This window comes from Brevibacterium salitolerans, from assembly GCF_039531405.1.
GTDB classification, from domain to species: domain Bacteria; phylum Actinomycetota; class Actinomycetes; order Actinomycetales; family Brevibacteriaceae; genus Brevibacterium; species Brevibacterium salitolerans.
In genome coordinates this window covers 780,348-795,270 of sequence record NZ_BAAAPZ010000002.1, presented here as the reverse complement: position 1 = coordinate 795,270, position 14,923 = coordinate 780,348, and the positions used below count along the sequence as shown (strand labels likewise).

Annotated in this window: 16 protein-coding genes; 3 read left to right on the top strand and 13 right to left on the bottom strand. The window is 71.3% G+C overall.

Going from position 1 to position 14,923, the window contains the following annotated elements:
• Positions 1–946: HNH endonuclease signature motif containing protein (locus ABD240_RS04685; protein WP_344335579.1), on the top strand; the 946-nt coding region annotated here is incomplete at its 5' end.
• Positions 947–999: 53 nt separating this feature from the next.
• Here ABD240_RS04685 and ABD240_RS04680 read toward each other — a convergent pair.
• The 6 genes from ABD240_RS04680 to ABD240_RS04655 all read right to left on the bottom strand — a co-directional run bounded on the left by ABD240_RS04680 (position 1,000) and on the right by ABD240_RS04655 (position 7,081).
• Complete coding sequence (locus ABD240_RS04680; RefSeq protein WP_344335577.1) at positions 1,000–1,095, bottom strand: SHOCT domain-containing protein; 96 nt, start codon at positions 1,093–1,095, stop codon at positions 1,000–1,002.
• Positions 1,096–1,203: 108 nt separating this feature from the next.
• Positions 1,204–3,858: a DEAD/DEAH box helicase gene (locus ABD240_RS04675; protein ID WP_344335574.1), complete on the bottom strand. Its 2,655-nt coding sequence runs from the start codon at positions 3,856–3,858 to the stop codon at positions 1,204–1,206.
• Between the two features lie 4 nt (positions 3,859–3,862).
• Positions 3,863–4,681 carry a twin-arginine translocase subunit TatC gene (tatC, locus tag ABD240_RS04670; protein ID WP_344335571.1) on the bottom strand — a complete coding sequence of 273 codons (819 nt, stop codon included), beginning with the start codon at positions 4,679–4,681 and terminating at the stop codon, positions 3,863–3,865.
• Between the two features lie 23 nt (positions 4,682–4,704).
• Positions 4,705–4,998 (bottom strand): twin-arginine translocase TatA/TatE family subunit, encoded by a 294-nt coding sequence (locus ABD240_RS04665; protein ID WP_344335568.1) that lies wholly within the window; start codon positions 4,996–4,998, stop codon positions 4,705–4,707.
• Between the two features lie 102 nt (positions 4,999–5,100).
• Positions 5,101–6,066 carry a helix-turn-helix transcriptional regulator gene (locus tag ABD240_RS04660; RefSeq protein WP_344335565.1) on the bottom strand — a complete coding sequence of 322 codons (966 nt, stop codon included), beginning with the start codon at positions 6,064–6,066 and terminating at the stop codon, positions 5,101–5,103.
• Complete coding sequence (locus ABD240_RS04655) at positions 6,059–7,081, bottom strand: helix-turn-helix transcriptional regulator (protein ID WP_344335563.1); 1,023 nt, start codon at positions 7,079–7,081, stop codon at positions 6,059–6,061. The genes ABD240_RS04660 and ABD240_RS04655 overlap by 8 nt, the downstream gene beginning before the upstream one ends.
• 19 nt (positions 7,082–7,100) lie before the next feature.
• Here ABD240_RS04655 and ABD240_RS04650 point away from each other — a divergent pair, with 19 nt between their 5' ends.
• Positions 7,101–8,279, top strand: a complete 1,179-nt coding sequence (locus ABD240_RS04650; protein ID WP_344335560.1) for a DUF3866 family protein — start codon at positions 7,101–7,103, stop codon at positions 8,277–8,279.
• A gap of 31 nt (positions 8,280–8,310) precedes the next feature.
• Here the strand turns inward: ABD240_RS04650 and ABD240_RS04645 are convergent, their stop codons facing one another.
• The 7 genes from ABD240_RS04645 to dop form a co-directional block, all read right to left on the bottom strand.
• Entirely contained in the window at positions 8,311–8,685 is a 375-nt protein-coding gene (locus ABD240_RS04645) for an FKBP-type peptidyl-prolyl cis-trans isomerase (RefSeq protein ID WP_344335558.1), read from the bottom strand.
• 57 nt (positions 8,686–8,742) lie between these two features.
• Positions 8,743–9,696 (bottom strand): FKBP-type peptidyl-prolyl cis-trans isomerase, encoded by a 954-nt coding sequence (locus tag ABD240_RS04640; RefSeq protein WP_344335555.1) that lies wholly within the window; start codon positions 9,694–9,696, stop codon positions 8,743–8,745.
• 77 nt (positions 9,697–9,773) lie between these two features.
• Positions 9,774–11,207 (bottom strand): Pup--protein ligase, encoded by a 1,434-nt coding sequence (gene pafA / locus ABD240_RS04635; protein ID WP_344335553.1) that lies wholly within the window; start codon positions 11,205–11,207, stop codon positions 9,774–9,776.
• Between the two features lie 13 nt (positions 11,208–11,220).
• Positions 11,221–11,913, bottom strand: coding sequence for a proteasome subunit alpha (gene prcA / locus ABD240_RS04630; protein WP_344335550.1), 693 nt, complete (start codon positions 11,911–11,913; stop codon positions 11,221–11,223).
• Complete coding sequence (gene prcB / locus ABD240_RS04625) at positions 11,910–12,719, bottom strand: proteasome subunit beta (protein WP_291797320.1); 810 nt, start codon at positions 12,717–12,719, stop codon at positions 11,910–11,912. Before prcB ends, prcA begins: the two co-directional genes overlap by 4 nt.
• Positions 12,716–12,916, bottom strand: a complete 201-nt coding sequence (locus ABD240_RS04620; protein WP_291797317.1) for a ubiquitin-like protein Pup — start codon at positions 12,914–12,916, stop codon at positions 12,716–12,718. The genes prcB and ABD240_RS04620 overlap by 4 nt, the downstream gene beginning before the upstream one ends.
• Before the next feature lie 56 nt (positions 12,917–12,972).
• Entirely contained in the window at positions 12,973–14,511 is a 1,539-nt protein-coding gene (gene dop, locus ABD240_RS04615; protein ID WP_344335548.1) for a depupylase/deamidase Dop, read from the bottom strand.
• A gap of 3 nt (positions 14,512–14,514) precedes the next feature.
• Between dop and ABD240_RS04610 the strand changes: the two genes are divergently transcribed.
• The gene (locus ABD240_RS04610) at positions 14,515–14,907 is read left to right on the top strand and encodes a DUF3054 domain-containing protein (RefSeq protein ID WP_344335545.1); all 393 of its coding nucleotides are present in this window, start codon (positions 14,515–14,517) and stop codon (positions 14,905–14,907) included.
• The last annotated feature ends 16 nt before the right edge of the window (positions 14,908–14,923 follow it).

The following is a 14,923-nucleotide window of genomic DNA, read 5'->3' as shown; positions in this document are numbered from 1 at the left end:
GGGTGAGTGGCTTTCCCAGCAGGCCACTGTCATGGTCACCGTGCCCGTCCTCCACCTCCTCACCCGACACACCACCGCGGCACACGAAGTCCCGCAGCACGACCTCACCACGGGAGACATTTCGCAGGGCGAGGTCTCCACAGGAGACGCTTCACCGGGCGACGCCCCGACTGGGGAGGTTCCGGCCGAGCTCACTGGTCTCACTCCCCTTCCTGCCGATGTTGCCCGTCAGATCGTCTCGACGCAGTCGGTGCTCTACCGGATCCTCACCGACCCGATCACCGGCACCGTCCTGGACGAGACCGCACACACCTACACGATCCCGGCTAACGTCCGCCGGACAGTGACGGCGAAGCACAAGCAGTGCGCAGCACCGGGCTGCACACGGACCGCGCTGCGTTGCCAGGCTGATCACATTCTGCCGTTCAACCATCTCCTGCCCGCTCAGGGTGGGCTCACGGTGCCGGGGAATCTGCAGCCGTTGTGTCAGCCGTGTCATCAGCTCAAGACCCAGGGCCTCCTCACTGTGAAGAAGGACACTGGGGGTGTGAGTCGGTGGTCGGGACCCTTGGGACGGGAATCCGTGACTCTTGCCCCGCCCAGTCCTTATGAGGTGCAGGCAGCGGTACAGCTTCGGAACCTGCTCCACGAGAAGGCACATGACAGCGGCGCTGCGGACGAGAGCACGTCAGCGCGAAAGAGCAGTCCGTCAGTCGAGGCAAACGAGGCGGGTACGACCACGGCTGCTGGTGCGGCTGCTGGTGTGGCTGCGGGCACTGGGCTAGTCGGGATCACCGAACCGAGCCCCGGGAATCCGGGAGTAGCCGTAGTGCATGCAACAATGGGTGGGAGCGGTGCCGAGTCGCACCGCACCGACGACACCGGTGCGCAGAGTGCCAGCACCCGGCCTGCAATCTGGAGACAGGACGAAGCACCCCCGTTCTGACGGGGTCCACCGGACCGCGCGGCGAAGGTGCGTGACTCCATCGCCGCAGCAGCTCACTGCAGCAGCCGGCGCTTCTGCTCCTCGAATTCCGTCTGGGAGAGGACACCGGTGCGATGGAGCTCAGCGAGTTTGGCGAGTTCATCTGCCACGGAAGCGCCCCCGCTGAGCGGGGTCGAACCGGTGGTACTGTTTCCGTCATACCGCCCCGAGCCCGCACTCAGCACAGCACAGAAGGGAGCCCGCGCTGTCGCGGACGTTCAGTCCGCGACGACTCCTCTGCGGATGGCCTCCGCCGCCCTGCGCACCCGCTTCGCCGTGTCCGGCGATGCCACGTCCGCGATCTGGCCGAGGATGTCCAGCGTCTGCTTCGCCCAGCGCACGAAGTCCCCCGCGGCGATCCCGGAGCCCCGCAGCGCGGTGTTCAGCGAGGCGCCCTCGGTCCATGCATAGATGCACCGGGCGATCCCGAAGTCCGGCTCCGGGGTCTCCGTCAGCCGCGCATTCGCCTCGAGCTCCGTGACCGTCCGCCACAGGCCGTGGACCTCCAGCACGGCGGCGTCCAGCGCGGCAGTGGGCATCCGCGGCAGCCCGAACGTCCCCTCCTGCCGTGCCGAGTACACGAGCCCGGAGGCCAGGGCGGCGAGCTCAGGCTCGCGCAGCCCGTCGAAGACCTCCCCGCGCACGGCGAGTGCCGTGACGAGATCGCGCTCACCGTAGATCCGCCGCAGCACCCTGCTGTCCGGCAGGAACCCCAACGAGGTGAGCACATCGCAGACCCGCCCGAACACACTCGCGATCGACGCGGTCCTGCCCTCGATCTTCGCACGCAGCGCAGCGGTCTCCGCCTCGAGCTTGTCCGCCCGCTCCGCCCAGCGCGCGTGATGCTCACGGTCCGGACACGAATGACACGGATGTGCGCGGATCTGCTCATGGAGCGCATCGATCCGCCCGCTGTCCTGTCGGGGCCCCTTGCCCGCGCTCTTCGCGCGCGCCAGGGCCGTGGTCGGATCCTCGAGGCGCCCGTTCTCGATCGCCTCGATGAGCACCTCGCCCAGTTGCCGCCGCTGCGCCACCACACGGTGATTGAACTTCTTGGGGAAGCGGATGCGGCCCAGCTTCACCGCCGGCTCCGTCACCTCGTGCGGACGCAGGTGCCAGACGCGACCGGACTCCGTGAGGATGCTGGGCAGACGCGTCTCCGCATCCCGGCTCTGCATGGGCGCGATGACCACCCCGGCCCCCAGCGAACGCTTGGACGGCAGCACGATCACGTCGCCCACACGGAGCAGGCCCAGCGACTCGATGACCTCCCGCTGCTTGAGGCGGGAGCGCGTGCGCTTGGCCTTCTTCTCCTCGACCGTCACCGCCCTGCGGAGCGCGTGGTACTCCGCGAAGTCGCCCCGGTCGCACTGCATGGACTCCCGGTAGCCGGCGATCGCGGTCTCGTTCTTCCGCAGCTTCCGCGCCAGGCCCACCACGCCGGTGTCCGCCTGGAACTGGGCGAACGAGGTCTCCAGCACCCGGCCCGCGTCCTCCCGGCTCATCCGCGCCAGCAGGTTCGCGGCCATGTTGTAGGTGGGGGTGAACCGGCTCCGCAGGGCATAGGTGCGCTTGGACGCCAGCGCCGCGATGTCCGCCACGTCGACGCTGGGGTGCCAGACGACCAGCGCATGCCCCTCCGTGTCGATGCCCCGCCGTCCGGCGCGTCCGGTGAGCTGCGTGTACTCCCCCGGCGTGATCTGCACGTGCGCCTCACCGTTGAACTTCACGAGCTTCTCCAGCACCACGGTGCGCGCCGGCATGTTCACGCCCAGCGCCAGCGTCTCCGTGGCGAAGACGGCGCGGAGGCAGCCCTCTGCGAAGAGGTCCTCGACGACCTCCTTGAACTGCGGGATCATCCCGGCGTGGTGTGCGGCGAAGCCGTGCAGCAGGCCCGTGGAGAAGCTGCCGTAGCCCAGCACGCCCAGGTCCTCCCGCGGCATCTCGTCCAGCAGGGCGTCGAGCCGGGCATGGATGCGCTGCTTCTCCTCCGCGGAGGTGAGATCGACTCCGGCCGTGAGCATCTGCTCGACCGCTTCGTCGCAGCCGTTGCGGGAGAAGATGAAGAAGATCGCCGGCAGCAGGGAGTTCTGGTGCAGCTCCCGCAGGATGTCCAGCCGTGAGGTGCGGCGCAGCCGCAGGCGGGCGGGTGCACCGCCTCTGCCCCGACCTCGGCGTCCGCCTCCCCCGGCAGCGCGCTCCAGCTGCCGGATGGCGCGCACGAGGTCCGGGTCCACGCTGCCGGAGCCGTCCGCCCGGAACAGCCGATGGATGTCGCCGTCGACCATCATGTGGCTGTGGAGCGGGACGGGCCGGTGCTCCGTGACGACCACGTCGAGCCGCCCGCGGACCTCGCGGAGCCAGGCGCCGAACTCCTCCGCATTGGACACCGTGGCGGACAGGCCCACGATGCGCACGTGCGCGGGGAGGTGGATGATGACCTCCTCCCACACCGGCCCCCGGAAGCGGTCGCCCAGATAGTGCACCTCGTCCAGCACGACGAAGCCGAGGTCCTTCAGCGGCTCGCCGGAATAGAGCATGTTGCGCAGGACCTCGGTCGTCATGACGACGATCGGGGCCTCACGGTTGATCGAGGTGTCGCCGGTGAGCAGACCCACCGCCGCCGCGCCGTACCGGGTGGACAGCTCCTGGAACTTCTGGTTGCTCAGCGCCTTGATCGGGGCCGTGTAGAAGACCCTGACATCGCGGCGCATGGCCAGCGCCACGGCGAACTCGGCCACCACCGTCTTGCCGGCCCCGGTGGGCGCACACACGAGGGTGGAGCGACCGGCCTCCAGACTCCTGCAGGCCTCCTGCTGGAACTCGTCCAGCTCGAATCCCAGCGTCGTCTGGAAGTCCGTCAGTGCGCTCATGCGTTCACTCCTCGTCGTCCTCGTCCTCGTCGACCCACAGGCCCTCCGCGATGAGCTTCCTCTTCCGCCGCCGGTCGCCCACGAGGCAGACCAGCCAGGCGGCGAAGAACAGCAGGAGCATGGGGATCGCGAGGAAGAACATGGACATGGCGTCCGGAGCGGGCGTGGCGATCGCGGCGAAGACGAAGACGATGAGCACGACGATCCGCCAGGACTTCCGGATGCGGTCCGCGCTCAGGATGCCCACCATGTTCAGCCCCACCATGAGCACCGGCAGCACGAACGCGCAGCCGAACACCACGGTGATGATCATGACGAAGGTGAGGTAGTCCTGCGCCGGGATGATGTTGGTCGCCCCGCTGGGCGTGAACGACGACAGCGCCTTGACGGCGTTGGGCATCGCGAAGAAGGCCAGTGACGCGCCCACGATGAACAGCGGGATCGCCGCCGCCATGAAGCCGAGGCTGTACCACTTCTCCTTCTTCGTGAGCCCGGGCATGATGAAGGCCCAGATCTGGTAGAGCCAGAACGGCGCCGCGAGCATGATGCCGATGAACAGCGACACCTTGATCTTCATGTCGAACGGCGAGGCGATGCCCGCGTAGTTCAGCTCGGCGACCCTGCCCTCCTGTGCGGCGATCTGCTCGACCGGCGACTGCAGGATGCTGAGCACGGGATCGTAGAGGAACCAGCCCGCCACCGCTGCGAGGATCACCACGATCGCGGCCGCGAAGAGACGATTCCGCAGCTCGATGAGGTGCCCGCCCAGGGACATGCGCTTCTCCGGGTTCGCGCGCCTGCCGCCCGCCTTCTCCTTCTTCACCACCTGTCAGTCTTCGCTCGGACTCACTGGTCCCGGCGGCGCTCGTCGTCGCGCGCGGGCTCCGAGCTCGTCTCCGAGCCGCGGGTGACGTCGTCGACGGTCGGGGCCGAGGAGGTGCGGTTGAGGGGCTTCGCGGGCCGGTCGTCGTCCTCGTCGTCCTCATCGCCCTTGCTGTCGCCGCGCAGGTCGTCCACCTCGGACTTGAAGACCTTGAGGGACTTGCCGATGCTCTTCGCGATGCTCGGCAGCTTGGGCGCACCGAAGATCAGGAGGATCACGATGAGGAGGATGATGAAGTGAACGGGCTGTGGTCGCATTCGACTCTCCTTGTATGGATCTGCTCGGCGACAGTCTAGTGGGCAGTGGGAAGGCGGACGTACTCGACTGCGTTCCGGTGCGGGGTCCTGCACGGAGGCGCGTCATCCGCCGTAGAGCCGCAGCGCCTCCTCCGCGGCGGCGGCGGCCTCGGCCGCGAGCTCCGGGGGCTCGGCCCTCATCACCCCCCGCCCGTAGGCGGTGAGCAGACGGCGGGCCCAGTCCCAGCCGGCACCGGGGAGGTCCACCGCGACCGTGCCGGGCCCGGCCGCGTCGTGGGTGAGGCCGCAGTCCGGAGCCGAGGCCGCGAGCTCGTCCGCGAGCCAGGCCGCCTCCGGGCGGAGCACCAGACGCAGATGCGCCTTCCGGCCCTCGGAACGGACCTGCTGCGGGCCCTGGTCGGGAGCCTCGGCGTCCGGCGGGGCGGGCACGGGGTCCGCCGAGCGGATCCGCTCGACGGCGAAGGACCGCTCGCCGCCGGAGGAGTGGCAGTGGGCGTCGAGGTACCAGGTGCGGCCCAGGCGCAGCCGGTGGGGTGTGACGGTTCTCACGGTCAGCTCGTCCCGGCTGGGCACGTAGTACTGCAGGCGCAGGGCCGTGCCGTCGCGCAGCGCCGCGCTGAGGACGGCGCCGAGCCGGGGCTCGATGGTGGGCGGCGCGAGGTCGAGGAACCCACCGGCACCGGGATCACCCGCGGCGGAGACCGCTGCCCGCGTGAGCTTGTCACGGACGGCTGCGACGGTCTCCGGTGCCGCCGCGGTGCCCGGGGCCAGGTGCTCGAGCGCCAGGCGCAGGCTCGTGGCCTCGTGCGGGCTCAGGCGCACCGGGACGGAGACCTCGTCCGCGTTGTCCACGTAGACGCGGCCGTCGGACCATTCGGCCTCGATGAGGTCGTCCGGCAGGTGCCCGGGGCGGCCGGTGACGAAGAGCAGTTCGAGGTCGTCGACGATCTGCTCCTCGCTCACCTGGAAGCGTGCCGCGAGCTCCTCCAGCGTGGTGCCCGGACGACGGGTGAGGAACGGGACGAGGCCCAGGAGCCGGGAGAGCCGGTCGGAGGCGCGCTCAGGCATGCATCGCTCCCTGCAGTGCGGCGGCGGTGTCCGCCAGCAGCCGGCGGTGCCGCTCGCGGAGCTCCGCCGGCGCGACGACGAGGACGGACGGGGTGAATTCGAGCAGCCGTTCGGCGAAGCGTGCGGGGTCGTCGACGGCGAGCTCCCACCCCTCCCAGCCGGCCGGAGCGGAGGATTCGGCCGGCAGGGCATGCGGGGTGCCCGCTTCCCGCAGGGGCAGCGCGCGCTCCGGGGCGAGGGCGAGCAGGGCGCGTGCGGCCTCGGCGGGCGGCGCCGCATCCAGGCCCTCGCGGAGGAAGTGCTCCGCGGCGGAGAAGTCCGCCGGGATCGCGTAGTCGCCGTCGCGTCGGCGCGGCACACGCGTGACGCGGCCGGAGATCCTGCTGAGCCGGAACGCGCGGATCGCGTCCCGGTCGAGGTCGCGGCCCATGACGTAGGAGCGCGCGCCGCGGGTGAGGAGCGCATACGGCTCCAGCCGGCGCCGCGCGGCGGTGCCGCCGGGCCTGCGGTAGTCGAAGGACACGGCCCGCCGCGCCTCGAGCGCCCGGACGAGATCGGCGAAGACGCTCCCGGCCAGGGCGCCCGGCAGCCGGGCGGCGACCTCGGGCCGACCTCCGGCGAAGTCCGCACCCAGCCCCCGGAGCTTGTTGAGCGCGGCGTCCGCATCCGCGGAGAAGGCGGTCCCCTCCAGCAGCGTCCGGCTCACCGCGAGCAGCGCGGCCTCCTCCGGGGTGAAGTCGATCTGTGTGAGGGCGTAGTCCGCGTCCTCGATCCGATAGCCGTAGGCGGACTCACCACCGGGCGAATCGCTCCAGTCCGCGGTGCGGATGCGGATGCCCAGATCCGTGAGCGCCTGCTTGTCGCGGCTGAACTGGCGGTCGAACGCCTGCTCGTCGAGCTCGCGGTAGTCGGGGATGGCGGTGCGGATGCGCTCACGGCCCACCCAGCCGCGGGACGCGCGGAGGGCGATGAGCAGGTTCAGCAGCCGCTCTGTCTGACGACGCACTCGGGACACGTCCCCTACAGTACTCATCATGATCCATTGGCGTCGCGCGACAGTCCGCACAGTGCTCTCCGACCGCTCCGGCGTGAGGGAGGTGACAGCCGCGCTTACCGAGCCGCTGCCGGGGCGGGAAGAGACTGCCGAGGACGGCGCGGGCGAGGTCCGCGCGCTGGCATACACGGACCTCGTGGGCGTGCCGGAGCCCGGGGATGCCGTCCTCCTCAACGTCTCCGCGCTGGCGCGAGGGCTGGGCACGGGCGGCTTCGCCCTCGTGGCCGCCCTGCCGGAGAGGCTGCCGGCCGATCCTCCCCCGGGCCCCGGCCACCTCGTGAAGGACCGCTACTCGCCGCTGCAGACGATGGTGCTGGGAGTGGACGACCAGGAGTCGGAGCACCACGAGACGCTGAAGTCCGCGAGTTCGCTGGGCGGCGTCCCCGTCGTCGTCGCGGATCTCCACTCCGCCGTCCCCGCGATCGCGGCGGGCATCCTCGCCGACCGCCCGCAGGCCCGCATCGCCTACGTGATGACGGACGGCGCGGCACTCCCCCTGCAGTTCTCACAGGCGGTCCAGGTGCTGCAGGAGGCCGGCGTGATCGCCTCCACCGTGACGGTCGGACAGGCCCACGGCGGCGATCACGATGCGGTCACCGTGCACACGGGGCTGCTGGCGGCCGTGCACGTGGCCGGGGCGGACGCCGTCATCGTCGCCCAGGGCCCGGGCAACCTCGGCACCGGCACGCCCTACGGCTTCTCCGGACTGGTGGTGGGCGACCACCTCAACGCCGTGGGGCTGCTGGGCGGCACGCCGCTCGCCGCACTGCGGATGTCGCAGGCGGATGCGCGTGAGCGCCACCTGGGGATCTCCCACCACACGCTCACCGCCGTGGGCGAGGTCGCGCGTCCCGGCGCCGTGGTGCCCGTGCCGCGGCTGGACACGCTCACCGGTGCGGAGGCCGCGCGCGCCCGCGACTGGGGTCAGGAGCAGGCGTGGACCGCACCCGAGGCCGTCCTCCCCGCCCGCATGGAGGAGCAGACGGCACAGCTCACCGCGGCCGGTCACGTCCGTGAGGACGTGGACCTGGCGGGTCTGCTGAATGCGCTCGAGGCCTCGCCCGCCCGCATGTCCACGATGGGACGGGGGCTGGATCGAGACCTCGTGGCGTTCCTCGCCGCAGCGGCCGCGGGACGAGCCGCCGCGGCGAGGATCTGAGCGCTCGGGTGCGCAGCGCTGCGAGCTCCGCTCAGCCGACCTGCTCGAGGTCGCAGACGAAGATCAGGCTCTCGTTCGGGCCGATCGCGCCGGGCACGCCGCCGGGACCGTAGGCGAGGTGGGGCGGGATCCGCAGCGTGCGGCGCCCGCCCACCTTCATGCCGGTGACTCCCTGGTCCCAGCCGGGGATGACCATGCCCACGCCCAGCTTGAACTGGAGCGGTGCGCCGCGGTTGTAGGAGGCGTCGAACTCCTCGCCGGTGGAGAAGGCCACGCCCACGTAGTGGACGGCGACGGTGTCACCGGGCTTCGCCTCGGCTCCGGTCCCCTCGACCTCCTCGACGATCTCCAGCTCCGTGGGTGCGGTCTCGCCGGGGAAGTCGATGACGGGCTTCTGCTTGCTCATGGGGGCTCCTTGCCTCAGGGGTGTGGTCCGGGATGAGTGGTGTCAGTGCGTGCGGGCTCAGCCGACCGCACTGAGGATGTCGACGACGAAGACGAGCGTCGCGCCGCCGGGGATGCTGGGCGGGCTGCCGTTCTCGCCGTAGCCCTTGTCCGGCGGCACGACGAGGACCACCTGCGAGCCGACCTTCTGGCCCACGAGGCCCTCGTTCCAGCCGGCGATGACCTGTCCCTGGCCCACGTTCTGCACGGAGAACGGCTCACCGCGCTCCCACGAGGAGTCGAAGGGCTCCGCCGCGTCGTCCCACAGCCAGCCGGTGTAGTGGACCGTGACGTTCTGTCCGGCCTCCACCTCCGGCCCCTCGCCCTCGATCGCGTAGGCGGTCTCGAGCTCCGTGGGGGCCTCGCCGCTGGGCTGTTCGATGGACGGTGCGCCGTCCTCGCCGCGAGTGACGGCCGGGAACCCCTCGGGCAGGTCCCTCTCCTCTCCCTCGGCACGCTCGAGCGGCTCCGGGATGTCGTCCACCCCGTCGATGTCGATGACGTAGAGGAGGGTCTCGGGCGCCGCACCGGACTGCGCGGGGCCGTTGAGGGCGAGCAGCACGCGGGAGCCCACCTTCTCCCCCACCACGGCGTCGAACAGCCCCTGGTTGATCTGCTCCCTGTCCGTGGGGAAGCCGGAGGCCTGCTCGGAATCGTACGAGGACTCCACGACCTCGCCCGAGGTGCCGGAGACCAGCGTCATGTGCGCGGTCACCTGCATCCCCTCCTCGACCTCCTCGCCGTCGCCTTCCTCGACGACGGTGGAGGCGGTCTCCTCGACGGCCAGCGGGGCCTCGAACTCGACCGTGGGCTCGCTGCCCGCGTCCCCGCTCACGGTCACGTCGTCCAGGGACGTGGACTTGGGGTCCACCTCCGTCGCGGCGGGTGACTCCGCCGGTGTCGATTCGTCCGCGCTGCACGCGGAGAGGACGAGCACCGCGGCCGCAGCGGCGCTGAGCACGGTTCTCTTCACAGTACTGCCGTCTTTCTCACAGGGGGTGTCCCTTCCGGGTCGTTGTCAGGATCTGCGTGTCTGGTGGTCTCGACCCCTCAGGGTCTCATACGGGCATCCGGATCAGCATCTGCTGAGAGTGCGGCGATGAGCGCCTCCGCCCGCTCGCTCTCGTGCGCGAACGGGTCCTTGAGGACCACGGCCCGGCCGGCCTGGTCGTTGACGCGCAGGTGGACCCAGTCCACCGTGAAGTCGCGTCTGGCCGCGTGCGCGGCGGAGACGAACCGCCCGCGCAGACGGGCACGGGTGGTGGCGGGCGGGGTCTCCACGGCGGCGTCGACGGCGGCCGGGCCCACGACCGTCTGCACCCGGCCGGAGGCTTCGAGCGAGCTCAGCAGCCCCGCGCCCGGCGTGATGTCGTGGTAGGCGACGTCCAGGCGCGCGAGGCGGGGATCCGAGAAGTCCGCGCCGGAGCGCTCGAGGTAGCGGTCCATGAGCGCCTTCTTCGCCACCCAGTCGATCTCGCCGGCCATGGACGAGACGTCCCCGGACTCGAGGGCCGTGAGCATACGGGTCCAGCGGTCGAGGACCCGGGCGGCCACGGCGTCGTCCCCGAGGGAGTGGTCCCCGCGCTCCACGAGCGCCCGGGCGTGTTCGAGGTAGGTCCGCTGCAGCTGCAGGGCGGTGCGCGTTCCTCCCGCCGCGCTCTCCAGCACGGTGGACCCGCTGAGGTCGCGGGCGAGCAGGCGGATGTCGCGGATGGGATGGCGCAGCGAGAGGTCCCCCATCGGCACACCCGTCTCGATGAGGTCGAGGACGAGGCCGGCGGAGCCGACCTTGAGCTCCGTGGTGGGCTGGAGCATGGAGGAGTCGCCGACGATCACGTGGAGGCGGCGGTACTGCTCCGCGTCCGCGTGCGGTTCGTCGCGCGCGTTGATGATGGGGCGCGAGCGCGTGGTCGCCGACGACACGCCCTCCCACATCACGTCCGAGCGCGCGGAGAGCCCGAACACCGTGCCGCCGGCGCCCTGGTCCTGCGGTGAGAGGCTGGGCGCGGCCGGGATGAGGGCTCCCGCCCCCACGATCAGCTGGCGGGTGACGAGGAAGGGCAGCAGCGTGGTGGTGAGCCTGCTGAAGTCCATCGACCTGCGGATGAGGAAGTTCTCGTGGCTGCCGTAGGAGTTGCCCGCGGAGTCCGTGTTGTTCTTCACCAGGTGGGCCGTGCCGTCATGGCCGTCGGCGGTCAGCGCGCGCTGCGCCCGCGCAAGCAGATCGGCGAGGATCCGGTTGCCCGCCGCGTCCTGCGCGACGAGATCGGTGAGCGCGTCGCACTCGGCGCTCGCATACTCCGGATGGGAGCCGACGTCCAGGTAGAGCCGGGCGCCGTTGGGCAGGAACACGTTGGACGAGCGTCCCCACTCCACCACCGGCCGGAAGAGGTAGCGCGCCACCTCCTCCGGCCCCAGCCGGCGGGTGGTCCCCGCCGTGTAGGCGATCCCGTACTCGGTCTCCAGGCCGAAGATCCGCTTCATGGGCGCTGTCCTCTCACTTCTGTCCGGTTCGCTTCTGTCCGACGGCGGACAGCCTGCGGAACGTGCGGTGGCCGCTCGCGTGCCGGTCCAGCAGCGCGGCCTCGAGCCGCCCGGACCCGGACCCCTGCGAGGCGTCCGGGAGCATGGCGGCCCGGCCCGCCTCCAGAGCGTCCGCGAGGCCCAGGCCGGAGAGATCCGCGCCGGCGGCCTCGAGCCGGGCCGTGATGGACTCCGCGCCCCCGCCGAGGGCGACCCGGCCGTGGGCGTCGGCGATCGAGCCGTCGTAGGAGATGCGGAACAGGCCGTCCTCGGCCGGGGTCTCCCCCAGCTCCGCGACGACGAGCTCCACCTCGTAGGGCTTCTGCGCATTGGTGAAGACGCCGGCGAGCGTCTGCGCATAGGCGTTCGCCAGCCCCCGCGCGGTGACGTCGGAGCGCTCGTAGGAGTAGCCGCGCAGGTCCGCGTAGCGCACACCCGCCTGCCGCAGCCCCTCGAACTCGTTGTACTTGCCCACGGCGGCGAAGCCGATCCGGTCGTAGATCTCCGCGATCTTGCGCAGGCTGGGCGAGGCGTTCTCCGCGAGCAGCAGGATGCCGTCCGCACAGCTGAGCACGAGCACGGAGCGGCCGCGGGCGATCCCCTTGCGGGCGAACTCGGCCCGGTCCTTCATGAGCTGTTCGGGCGGGACGTAGAAGGGGACGCTCATCGTTCCTCCGCCTCCTCACGGCGCCGGCGGGCGACGGCCGCCGCCTGCGCCAGCACGTCGGCCTCCGGGATGCGCCGCTCGCCCGCCGCGTCGACCATGCGGATCACGGGTGCGATCCCGCGCACCAGGTCTGCGCCGCCGGTGGCGGCGTCGTCCTCCGCGGCGTCCGCCAGCGCCTCGAGCGCGGCCTCGACCGCTTCCGCGGTCGTGAGACCGGGCTGCCAGAGGCGGCGCAGGGCGGAGCGGGCGGGACCGGCACCGGAGCCGATCGCATGCCAGCTGACCTCCTCGTACTTGCCGCCCGTCACATCGAAGCTGAAGATGCGTCCCGTCGCGGCGTCCCCGTCCGCCGCGGCCTTCTCCACCCCTGCGAACAGCGGGAGGACAGCAAGGCCCTGCAGGGCGAGGCCCAGCTGCGAACGGAGCATGGCGGCGAGGCGGTTGGCCCTGCCCTCCAGCGACAGCGGGGCGCCCTCGATCTTCTCGTAGTGCTCGAGCTCCAGCTGGAACAGCCGGATGAGTTCGAGCGCCAGCCCGGCCGTCCCGGCGATGCCGATCACCGATTCCGCGTCCGCCCGGTGGACCTTCTCGATCCTGCGGTGGGCGATCTGGTTCCCCGCGGTGGCGCGGCGGTCACCGGCCATGAGCACGCCCTCGGCGGTGCGCAGCGCGAGGACCGTCGTGCCCTCCGGCACCGCGGTCGCGTGCTGCCCGGGCAGCGGCAGGGCCTCGGGCCGCAGCCGGGAGACCAGATCGAAGAACGACGAGGAGGTCGCGGAGAGGAAAGCGGGTTCGAATCCGCTCACTGGCCGCCCTTCTGCACGAAGTTGCGGACGAACTCCTCCGCATTGGACTCCAGCACGGAGTCGATGTCGTCGAGGATCGAGTCCACGGCGGAGGTCTCCACCTGGGTCTGGGCCTGCGGGGCGAGCGGGCCTGAGTCCTCCGGGAGGTCCGGCCGCTCGCTGCGGTCCTTGTGGGCCTGTTCGCTGCTGCTGCTCATCTCTTACCTTCGCTCTCGGCTCGTACTGCTCTCGGGGAAGCTGCTCTCACGGAAGTCTAGTCCCGCGCCCGTGCGCCGGTGAGCGCGTCCGCGAGCTCGTCGACCGTGGCCGCTGAGTCCACCACGTCGCCCACCGCCGCCCGCGTGCTCTCCTCCGGACCGCCCAGGCTGATCCGCGTCATCTGCCCGTCGCTGCGCTCGAGCACCAGCGACTCCCAGGACGCCGCGACGACCTGCCGCGGGAAGCGCCGCGCGGCACCGCCGCGCACATGGGCGCGGGTGGACTCCGGCGCCCGGGCCACGGCCGCGGCGACCTCCGCGTCCGTCGTGAGACGGCGGATCCTGCCGGCGGCCTCGAGGCGGTAGAAGAGGCCCTTCTCCGGCCGCACGTCCGAGTACTGCACGTCCACGAGCTGCATCTTGGGATCGTCCCAGCGCAGGCCGCGGGCGCGGTAGCCCTCCAGCAGCGCGAGCTTGGCGACCCAGTCGATGTCCGCGGACAGGCTCAGCGGATCCGTCTCCAGGCCGGTGAGGAAGCGGTCCCACTCGGCCAGCACCTCGGCGGTGTCCGCGTCCGGGCTCTCCCCCGCGGCGGCGCGCGCGGCGTCGAGGTAGAGCCGCTGGATCTCCAGGGTAGAAAGCGTGCTGCCGTCGGCCAGCGGCAGGCGCGCGCCGAGGCCGAGGTCGCGGCTGACCGTCTGCAGGGCGGTCACCGGGTCCGCGAGCGTGAGCTGCGGACAGCGCCCGGACTCGATGAGGCCGAGGACGAGCGAGGTGGTGCCCATCTTCACGAGCATCGCCGGCTCCGCCAGGGTCGCGTCGCCGATGATGACGTGGAGCCGGCGCCAGCGGTGGGCGTCCGCGTGCGGCTCGTCCCGGGTGTTGACGATGGGCCGCCGCAGGGTGGTCTCCAGCCCCACCTGCTCCTCGAAGAAGTCCGCGCGGGAGGAGATCTGGAAGCCGGGCTCCTCCGCGTTCCGGCCCAGTCCCACGCGGCCGGCGCCGCAGAGCACCTGCCGGGTGACGAAGAACGGCAGCAGCCCGGCGACCAGGTCCTCGAAGTCCGTCTCCCGGGTGACGATGTAGTTCTCGTGGGTGCCGTAGGAGGAGCCCTTGGAGTCCGTGTTGTTCTTGTAGAGCGTCACGGGTTCGCGGGTGCCGGCCAGCGCCCGCACGCTCGCCTCCGCGATCCGGTCGCCGGCGCGGTCGAAGAGGACGGCCTCGCGCGGGGTCATGACCTCCGGCGAGGAGTACTCGGGGTGGGCGTGGTCCACGTAGTAGCGGGCGCCGTTGGGCAGCACCACGTTCGCGAGGTACTGGGCGTCCGGCTGCGCCTCCGGCAGATGCGTGAGCTGGGTGAGGTCCGCGTGCGCCTCGCTCATGAGGAAGCCGCGTGCGTCCGCGAGCGGCGACTCGCCGGAGAAGTCCCAGAAGGCCTGCGCGGACTTCAGCCCCAGCGGGGCGGCGTAGGCGTCCACGACACGCGCGGAGTCGCGCATCGGGTTGGCGTGCGGCCGGCCCGGCTGGCTGATGCCGAACTCGGACTCCGTGCCCATGGCACGGGCCACCCGCAGGGGTGCGGTCTCTACAATCATGGTGTGGCCTCCAAGAAACCCTCGCATCTCGTCCTCGCCCTCGTCCTCGACCTCGTGCTCGTCGCGGCCTTCGTCGTGGTGGGGCACTATCAGCACTATCGCAGCTTCGACCCCGCCGCGCTCGTCCAGACCGCCTGGCCCTTCCTCGCCGCCCTCGCCGTCGCCTGGCTGCTCACCCGGGTGTGGGACCGCCCTCTCGCCCCGCTGGCCACGGGTGCCGGGGTCTGGGCGATCACCGTCCTGCTCGGCATGGTGATCCGGTTCCTGGGCACCGGCGCCAGCGTGGCGGAGCCGTTCCTCGTCGTCGCGACCGCGCTGAATTTCGTCACCCTCGTGGGCTGGCGCACGATCGCGAGCATCGCGGTGGGCGGGTCCGGGAAGGGCGGCCGGAAGTAGCCTTCCCCGCCGGAGC

Excerpts from the sequence above, each read along its gene's own strand:
- ABD240_RS04620 (WP_291797317.1), bottom strand. The coding sequence starts at position 12,916 with ATGAGCAGCAGCAGCGAACAGGCCCACAAGGACCGCAGCGAGCGGCCG.
- ABD240_RS04665 (WP_344335568.1), bottom strand. The coding sequence starts at position 4,998 with ATGCGACCACAGCCCGTTCACTTCATCATCCTCCTCATCGTGATCCTC.
- ABD240_RS04675 (WP_344335574.1), bottom strand. The coding sequence starts at position 3,858 with ATGAGCGCACTGACGGACTTCCAGACGACGCTGGGATTCGAGCTGGAC.
- ABD240_RS04660 (WP_344335565.1), bottom strand. The coding sequence starts at position 6,066 with ATGCCTGAGCGCGCCTCCGACCGGCTCTCCCGGCTCCTGGGCCTCGTC.
- ABD240_RS04645 (WP_344335558.1), bottom strand. The coding sequence starts at position 8,685 with ATGAGCAAGCAGAAGCCCGTCATCGACTTCCCCGGCGAGACCGCACCC.
- prcA (WP_344335550.1), bottom strand. The coding sequence starts at position 11,913 with ATGAGCGTCCCCTTCTACGTCCCGCCCGAACAGCTCATGAAGGACCGG.
- dop (WP_344335548.1), bottom strand. The coding sequence starts at position 14,511 with ATGATTGTAGAGACCGCACCCCTGCGGGTGGCCCGTGCCATGGGCACG.
- ABD240_RS04650 (WP_344335560.1), top strand. The coding sequence starts at position 7,101 with ATGATCCATTGGCGTCGCGCGACAGTCCGCACAGTGCTCTCCGACCGC.
- pafA (WP_344335553.1), bottom strand. The coding sequence starts at position 11,207 with ATGAAGCGGATCTTCGGCCTGGAGACCGAGTACGGGATCGCCTACACG.